This is a genomic window from Candidatus Zixiibacteriota bacterium (genome assembly GCA_040753495.1).
Taxonomy (GTDB): domain Bacteria; phylum Zixibacteria; class MSB-5A5; order GN15; family PGXB01; genus DYGG01.
The window spans coordinates 1-8,966 of record JBFMEF010000190.1; the positions used below are offsets into that span (position 1 = coordinate 1).

An 8,966-nucleotide genomic window follows, 5' to 3' on the forward strand; every position below is an offset into this window, starting at 1 on the left:
CTGTCCTTCTTCATTGGATTAGCATTGTGTACCTTCCGGCCCTCCTGCTTTACCTGGCATACTTCATCGGGAAGAATAATCTGCGGCGCCTGCTGGAGAAGAAGGGAAAACTTATCGTCGCCGGAACCGCCCTCTCATTCCTGCTGTTTTACGCCCTGGTCAAATGGGCCGGACCCCCTTTCTGGAAATACGCCTTCCTTCCGCCGGTAACTGACCGCTTCACTGTTGACAACTATACTCTCTTTTCTCTGAGTCATCTGGTTGACATGCTGAATCTTACAATACTGTTGGCGCCGATGGCGCTGGCGGTGCCGCTCCTCCGCTGGTCGGTGCGAGGGAAAGAAAAAACCGCAGCCTTGACCCCGGATATGACTTTTATTCTGGTGGCGGCTGTTGGCGGACTGATGGCCGCTTTTGTCATTGAGCCGAAACTTGGTATGGCGCGGGATTGGGACTTGATGTCCACCTTGATTATCGGTCTGCAGCTTGCCGGAATATATTTCTGGATTTCTTTCTTTCAAAAAAGACCACAGTTTGAGGTTGCCACGGCGCTTATGATACTTCTTTCAGTCGCCGCTTTTGTTCCCTGGCTGATGCTCCATAATTCCAGCGCCGGGCTTTACCGTTACACTCTGGCGGTGTCGCAACTTGACCCCAGGCATGGCCGCACCGCTTTCTTCATTATGAAAGGTATAATGGAGAAGCAGGGAGACGCCGTCGAAACCGAACGGCTCTCTCTTCTCATCAACCGCCTCTTACCGGAGCATGCTCTCGACAAAGAAGGAGCGGCGCTGTTCAATCGCGGCGAGTATGAGCGCGCTTTATCCAGTTTTGACCGCGCCATACAGGAGAATCCTTCCTGGTATGCCCCTTATTTTGACAAAGGTATCTGTCTCAGCAGGATGAATCGATGGGAGGAAGCCCTGGCGATGTTTGAAATTGCCGATGCCCTCAATCCTTATAACTCCGACCTTTATTTTCAGATCGGAAATATCTATAAAGTCAAAAGAGATTATGATAAAATGCGCCAGTACTGGCAGAAAGCGCTCAGCTATGACCGCGACAACTGGAAAACATTCCTCGGTTACGGCACTTATCACCTTGACCGGCGTCAATACGACTCCGCCCTTTATTATCTCACTCTCAAGCCGGACTCAGTCTATGAGCCGGAGGTTTTCTACTTTCGCGGCGTGGCATGGGTGAGAAAGAACGACACCGCCCGGGCGGTTAGTCAATTTCGCCGATATCTTGAAACCGGCAAAGACCCGGCCGTCCGACAGGATATTTTGAGATTCCTGAAAGAAACCGGGCAAAATTACTGAACGGTTCAAATATTCATGCCGGCGCCATCGTTCAATCAGAGACTAATGGCAATATCTTATGTGGTATAATTTCCTAATATCAGGATTATTCTCGATTATGGTTACTTCTTCTAATCCGTCGCTTCCCGATTTTGATTCCCTCTGGAATTACAGCAAACCGTCTGAAACCGAGGAGAAATTTCGTGAGCTGCTTCCCCGGGCGATAAACTCCGGCGATACCGGTTATCAGGCGGAACTGCTCACTCAAATCGCCCGAACGCTGGGGCTTCAACGCAAATTTGCCGATGCCGATTCGGTTCTGGATGAGGTTCAAGAGATGCTCCCCCGGGCGGGAGAGCAGGCGCGGGCGCGTTATCTATTGGAGAGGGGACGAGTCCGAAACTCCTCCGGCAACCCCGATAAAGCGCAGCCCTTTTTTGAGGAGGCTCTGGAGGTGGCGCAAAAGGCCGCGCTCGATGATTATGCCGTTGATGCCGCTCATATGCTGGCTATTGTCGCCAAAGGTGAGGCGGTGATGGATTGGAATTTGAAAGCGCTCCAGTTGGCAGAAAAGTCATCGGAACCTGAGGCGCGCAGGTGGCTGGGAAGTCTCTACAATAATATCGGGTGGACTTATTTCGATATGCAAAAATATGACTCCGCCTTGACTCTGTTTGAGAAAGCGCTTGCTTTCCGCGCGGAACAGGGACAGCCAGAACAGATCAGAATCGCCAAATGGTCGGTCGCCAAAGCCAGGCGATTTCTGGGACAGATTGATGAAGCGCTCTCTATTCAGCGCGAACTTGAAAAGGAATGGGCCCAATCCGGTGAAGAGCAGGATGGGTATGTCTTTGAGGAACTGGCGGAGTGTCTTCTCATCAAGAACGACCCGGCCGCCGAGAGTTACTTTGCGCTGGCGTACAGATATCTTTCCCGGGACAGCTGGCTTGCCGAAAATGAGCCGGAACGGCTGAAAAGATTGAAAGAACTGGGTAAGGTAGAATAACTGATTGTGTCATCGGTCTCTAACTGACACTCCTTGATTGGCTGTCGTTCTCCGAACCTGATATATAAAAGATAAGCGACAGCGCCAGCCCCGGAAAAATCGGCTCAATCCCCCACCAGTAATTTCCATCATCCGTGCCGTAACGGGACAATAGCCAGACCAGCGAGATTGTTGCCGAAAGTACAATCGACAGAAACGCCGCTCTCGGTTTCATTCTTCTTTTGCCGTTAAAAGCAAAGAACAGCGGTATCAATAACGCCGGCGTCCCGACCGACCCAAAATCATGCCAGATATCGATAATAGATTCGAAGAAAAGAGCGGCAGCGACGGCAATAACAGCCGAAAGCGCCAGCCCGACTCGAGTGTAATGAGTAATCCTATTTTCATCTATCGGGAAAAGCCTCCAGACTATATCCCGCCCGAAAGTCGAGGCCGCAATGAAGAAATAAGAATCGACGGTCGAATGCACGGTTGAAAGAAGCGCCAGCGCAAAAAGTCCCATCACTCCCACCGGAAGCATCAGGTCGGCAAGGGCGATATACGACGTCGCCGGGTCTTTCAAGTCCGGCAGAAGCGCCCGGGCATATAATCCGCATGAGGTAGTCATAAAGTCAAAAATCATCCAGCAAACTATAGAAATAAGAATTCCTTTTCGCGCGACCGCTTCCGACTTGGCGGCATAGCATCGCTGATAGAACGCCGGCTCAATAAGTGTCGCCAGAGCGATAAAATACCAGACCGCTATATAAATTCCGGGATTCCCGCCATGCCAGGTCAGATGGGTTTCCGGCACTCTCGCGGCGATAAAACTGTACCCGCCATACTCCGCAAAGAGCATTATGGTCATAATGATGAAACCGAGGTACATCAGGACAAACTGCAGTATGTCGGTTCGCACGACCGAACGGAACCCCCCCAGATGAACATAGAATAGGGAGAAGAGCGTCCCCAGAACTGCCCCCAGCCAGAGAGGCCATCCGAACAGATATTGGAAAAGCGCCGCCAGCATCAAAACATAAGCCGCCGGGAGAGTCATAAGGAAGATTATGACAGAACCGGCCACTGCCGTCTTTTTTCCGTACGTTGTGAATAGCCGGTCCGGAATCGTCAGCGCCTCCGACCGCCGGGCTTTCCTCGCCAGAAATAGAGCGAACAGGAAAGCCGTCAGGTAATACGGCACCCCAAATACCAGCCAGTTGGAAAGCCCAAACTTATAGGAATATTCTCCCACACCGAGAATCCCGCCGTACCAGGTTGAGACCAGTGACGCCACAAAAGCCGGCAGAGTCAGGGTGCGCCCCCCCAGAATGAAATTCGCCGCCGATTCCTCGCTGGCGGCGCGACGGCGCATCCCCAGGATTATCAGTCCCGCCAGATACGACAGGATAATAGCATAATCAATAATCGACAAATTCTCTTATTCCAGTTCCCAGCGCAGTTGCACAAAGAAATTCCGCTCCGCCGCCGGATAATATTCGCCAACCCATTCTCCCGGGTCGGTCTCGTAAGCATATCCGCTCAATTCATATTTCTCATTGAAGATATTATTCACGGTAGCCGACAGAATAAATCTTCCCAATCCGTCAAACCCCTTCACTTTCAGCGCCGCTGTCACCGATGACACCGTGTATGGCTCAATCGAGAGCTCTTTCCGGTTGCCGTTCTCGACATACTGCCGCCCCACGGCTCGGAACCGGTAGGTCAACCGCAGCGGCTCCCGGTCATAATCAAATATCAGATTCGATATATTATCCGGAAAACCGGCGATATGATTGCCGGAAAAATCGAGAGTATCATCAACCGTACCGTTATAATCATAATCGCGGTAGAGATAATACTCTTTGAGACGGTTATAATTGAAAGAACTGTTGCCGCCTATGGTCAGGCTCTCGCCGAGACGGAAACTTCCGCTCAATTCAATTCCGGAATGCACCGAGCGCTCGGCGTTTCCAAGACGAACCCGCCCGCTTTCATCAATCCCCCCTTCCGGCACGATTTCATTGCGAAACTCCATCCAGAAGAGATTCAGGCCGGCCTGCCAGCGGTCCTGACGGATGTTTCCGCCCAACTCAAAATCATACAACCGCTCCGGTTTAACGGTCGGGTCGCCAAAGACAAAGGTCGTATCATTTGACGTCGATACGCTAATTCGCCTGATTTCCAGATTGGGCGTACTCCAGGGGTCTTCGGCATCATATATCGTAACGTCCTCCGGCTCCCGTGACGAGAGTGCGAAACTTCCGAAAATATCAATCTGGTCGTTTACGAGATAACTGATTCCGGCGCGGGGGGACAGGAATACCCAGTCGAGGTCGTACTTGTAACCATAGAGCGCTCCCAGGCGGCTCTGGTCAAAATCGTAATGCAGATATTTCAACTGCAGATTCCCCATCAGGCGAACCCGCTCCCCCAGATAAAAATATCTGTGAAGGTACGCCGAGCTTAGATATTTCTTCCCGAAATATTCATAATACCGGTTTTGCGGGTCTATATTGCTGGTCAACCCCTCCGCCCAGACCACCTGTCCCCAGTGCGTCGAGTTGAAATAATAGAAGGAACCGCCCAGAGATGTTACTCCTTTGTCGGTTTCCCAATCCAGACGGGGATTCCAGCCGTACTGGTTCTTGGTCACCCATTTCTGACGAATCAGGTCTCCTTCGGTCCGATTGTCAACCGTGGCAGAAGGCGGAATATTATATTCCCAGTAATCCTGGCCGCTCCGAAACTGCTCATAATACCCCTTGCCGCGGATGTAATAAAGGGTATTCCGAAGTGTCAAATTGTCTTTTAGCTGATAGGTATTATGCAACTCATAATGCGGCTGGTTGAAATTGTCAGTCTCGTCATCATAGGTCAGCCAGTTGGCGCGGCGGTTCTGCTTCAGCGTTTCCCGGTCGGCGCCATAGTAAGCCAGATGCATTTTCATCGGACCGCCGTAAATATTGAAGGTGGTACTCATTCGAGGGTCCAGGCGCGAGAGCGAAAAATAGTACGCCCAGCCGTCATACCAAGAGTTTTCGCGGTACCCGCCGGAATACTGCTTGGAATATCTTCCGCTGAGCGACCATTGACCATCCAGCAGACCGGAGGAGAATTCCACCGACTGCTTCCTCATTTCCGAGACAAAATCATTGTCGGCGTAAAAGCCGCCATATCCGCAGCTCAGCGCAATCTTGCGCGGTTGTTCCGGTCCGGCCGAGGCGATATTTACCGAACCGCCGAAGGAGGCATCACCATAAAGCGAATTCCCAATTCCCCGCTGCACCTGAATGTCGGTCACATTGGCGGCAAAATCGGGGATGTCGACAAAATAGGTTGCCTGGTCTTCGGGGTCATTGAGCGGCACGCCGTTGATATAGACCGAAATACGTTTGTCGTCAAATCCCCTAATCTTGAGGTAACTGTACCCCAGCCCGCCGCCGGCATCGGCATATGAATATAGATTCGGGGTAGATTCCAGCAGGAGCGGAAATTCGGCGACGGTGTAATCCCGCTGGATATCCTCTTGCGTGAAATCGGAAAAGGCAATTGGCGTCAGGCCGGTCACCGCCCGCTCCGCTGTCACCTTGATATTCTGCCCGGGAAGCACTGTCGGCTGCAGTCTTATTTCAAGCGGTCGACTGTACGGCTCCTTCACCTTCACCATGACCGGTTGAAAACTGATATGACTGAAAGTAATATGAGTCGGCGCCACGCTCTCGAAAGTAATAGTGAACCGCCCCTCATGGTCGGTCATAGTCGAGAGCGTGGAGATATCGGCGAGCACCGAAACTCCTTCAACCGGATTGCCGAAGAGATCGGTCACCCGCCCCGATATTTGAGTCCCCCAGGTCGAGCTGCAGACAAGAAGAATTAGCGCGATGAAATATCGTGATAAAGTCTTCATATCAGACTCCTTTCGTGCTCCGCGGCTATCGCGGAGAAATCCAACAAAAAATCCGTCTTGCCGGAAACCCGGCATGGACGGAATCTCGATGAGGGAGTCTCTGCTGTCATCCCGTTTCCCTACGCCGGCATTATCCGGATCAAGTCATGGGGCTTTTCTCAGCCTCCCCCGCCCAAGGCGGGGGAAAGCACACCCAACGGAATATTTTCTTTCTATTTCAATTTACGCAAACCGAATAGGAAAAGGCAAGGGGAAATTGACAATTCAAAACGAGATTTATTCTGTTGACCTGCCATTGGTTGAATGAGAATCAACAAGAGAATGCGGAAGAGTATTATGGCTGGCCATATAAAAAATCGCTTGCATAATTCGCTTCTAAACCTATTATGAATTAGTAACAAAAATATCCGAATCTGGGAGTGGCTATGAAAAGGAACTTAATTTCTTTAGTCTGCTGCCTTCCCCAATTTCTACTCGCCATTTCGACTCTGATAGCCGTATCGGGGAATGCCTCTGCTCATCCCAACGACATCTACTGGTCTCCATTAGGAACCGGTATGAATGAGGGGGTTGCTGCTTTGACAATCTTTGATGGCAAACTTATCGCCGGTGGCAAGTTCACTACCGCTGGGGGAGTAGAAGTCAATCGTATTGCGGCATGGGATGGAAATTCCTGGTCTTCATTAGGAACTGGGATGGACAACAACGTCTATTGTTTAGCAGTATATGACGGCAAACTGGTCGCCGGAGGGGTATTCACGACCGCGGGTGGTGTGCCCGCAAGAAATATCGCTTCCTGGGATGGCAGCGCATGGATGCCAATCGGGGAAGGAATGCAATATCCGGGCAGCTTATCGTATGTCAAGGCGCTTCTGGTCAAAGATGCTCGGCTCATTGCCTCTGGTGAATTCACTATTGCGGGCGGGACCTCCGCCAACCACATCGCCTCCTGGGATGGAGTCTCGTGGTCACCCCTCGGGCAGGGAGTTAGCGACTTTCATTCTTCTATCTGGGCACTATATGAATTTCAGGGCAGTCTCTATGCAGGTGGGAGTTTCAGGTATGCAGATGGAATTGAAGTCTGGAATATTGCGAAGTGGGACGGCCTATCGTGGAATCGACTGGGGGGTGGTATATTTGGCGACGCCTGTACCATTTTCGATTTCCAGGGAAAGATGGTGGTAGGTGGGTATTTCGACTATGCTGCCAATAGGCCAAACGCTTGGACCGTCGAAGCCATTGGAATTGCTAATTGGGACGGCGTCTCTTGGTCGTCGCTGGGATCTGGATTGACTCATCATGGTGATTATCATGGCTATGCGTATGTCGTAACCTTATATGAAAACAGGCTAATCGCAGGAGGATACTTCACTTCCGCCGGTGGAACTTCAGCCAGTGCAATAGCTGCATGGGACGGTCTGTCCTGGGCACCCCTTGGTAGCGGTCTCGACGGCATCAATTTCTGGAATGTCAATGCCGTGGCCGTTTTTAACGGAGACCTTGTCGTAGGCGGGTCGTTTATCAGCGCCGGCGGCAAGGAATGCAATAGGATTGCGATCTGGTCAAAGCATGGTTATCTGTGCGGCGATGCCAATGACGATGGTTCTTTCAGCATTATTGATATCTCCCGTATCATCGGTTATCTCTATAAGAATGGTCTACCCCCGAATCCGCTGGCTTGCGGAGATGCTGATGGTAGTGGTGCAACAAATATGTTCGACGTTATTTACCTTTTGTCCTACCTTTACAAGGATGGCCCCGCGCCGGCTTGCCCGTGAACAATTGAAAAGAAAAGCAGTTCGGGTTCTAAATTCGAGTTCGCCTCCGGCAGAATGAGAACGAGAAACCCGACACCCGTCTATGGCGCTGTCAATGGCGCCGTCAGGAGTCTCTCCTGACAGCGCTGGAAAACTTCATTAGTCTGCAAATTGCCACCGGCGGTTGATTCGACCGTCGCCCCGATAACCTTTCCTACACCGACTCTCGTATCGCCAGGTAACTGCGGTAGCGATACTCCGGTATCCTGCCGCTTTCCACCGCCGCTTTCACGGCGCAATCCGGCTCCGGACCATGGGCGCATCCCGGAAAACGACAGGCCGCGGCATATTCGAAAAACTCCGGATAATGATTGACCACATCCTCTTTCTCCAAATCCCAGATGCCGAGCACTTTTAAACCGGGACTATCCACCACAAAGCCGCCGCGAGGAAGCTCAAATAGCTCCACCACCGTGGTAGTATGTATCCCCCGGTCGGTATGCTCGGAAACTTCCCCTTCTTTCAGGCTCAATCCTGGTATAAGACAATTAATCAGCGCCGTCTTACCGACCCCGGAGTGACCGGCAAATATGGTGCGGTGCCCCTTTAATGCCTCGGTAAGAGATTCCAATCCCTCGCCGCTTTTTGCCGAGACAAAATAAATAGGAATCTTTATCGCCTCATACCCTCGTTTCAGTTCCTGCAGGATTTCCGGCCTATCCAGGTCGGTCTTATTTATAATTATCAGCGGAGTCAGATTGCCGATATCGGCCGAAATCAGGAAACGGTCAATCAGTCCCGGTTTGAGGGGGGGATTCTTGACCGAAGCCACCGCCGCCAGCTGGTCAATATTGGCGGCAATTACCTGTTTCTTGGAGATATTCCCTTTGGCCGGGCGAAAGAACATGCTTCGCCGCGGCTTGATATTCTCGATAACTCCGGCGCCTTCCTTGTCCCGCGCGAATTCGACATCATCGCCAACCGCCACGGCGGCGACGGCGTCACTTTTGAAGCGG

Annotated in this window: 6 protein-coding genes and 1 riboswitch; of the genes, 3 read left to right on the forward strand and 3 right to left on the reverse strand. The window is 51.6% G+C overall.

Annotation, left to right across the window (positions count from 1 at the left end; genetic code table 11):
- Both AB1690_12475 and AB1690_12480 read left to right on the forward strand, forming a co-directional pair.
- On the forward strand, positions 1-1,322 hold a 1,322-nt coding region (locus AB1690_12475), incomplete at its 5' end, for a tetratricopeptide repeat protein (protein MEW6016119.1).
- A 97-nt stretch (positions 1,323-1,419) separates the two neighbouring features.
- Positions 1,420-2,307, forward strand: coding sequence for a tetratricopeptide repeat protein (locus AB1690_12480; protein MEW6016120.1), 888 nt, complete (start codon positions 1,420-1,422; stop codon positions 2,305-2,307).
- Between the two features lie 19 nt (positions 2,308-2,326).
- On the opposite strand, the gene AB1690_12485 is transcribed toward AB1690_12480, so the two are convergent.
- The gene (locus AB1690_12485) at positions 2,327-3,718 is read right to left on the reverse strand and encodes a sodium:solute symporter family protein (GenBank protein MEW6016121.1); all 1,392 of its coding nucleotides are present in this window, start codon (positions 3,716-3,718) and stop codon (positions 2,327-2,329) included.
- Positions 3,719-3,724: 6 nt separating this feature from the next.
- A complete protein-coding gene (locus tag AB1690_12490) occupies positions 3,725-6,193 on the reverse strand; it encodes a TonB-dependent receptor (protein ID MEW6016122.1) in 2,469 nt (822 codons plus the stop codon).
- A gap of 99 nt (positions 6,194-6,292) precedes the next feature.
- A riboswitch (TPP riboswitch) is annotated at positions 6,293-6,398 on the reverse strand.
- 220 nt (positions 6,399-6,618) lie between these two features.
- Between AB1690_12490 and AB1690_12495 the strand changes: the two genes are divergently transcribed.
- A complete protein-coding gene (locus AB1690_12495) occupies positions 6,619-7,971 on the forward strand; it encodes a dockerin type I repeat-containing protein (GenBank protein ID MEW6016123.1) in 1,353 nt (450 codons plus the stop codon).
- 193 nt (positions 7,972-8,164) lie between these two features.
- On the opposite strand, the gene rsgA is transcribed toward AB1690_12495, so the two are convergent.
- Positions 8,165-8,966: ribosome small subunit-dependent GTPase A (rsgA, locus tag AB1690_12500; GenBank protein MEW6016124.1), on the reverse strand; the 802-nt coding region annotated here is incomplete at its 5' end.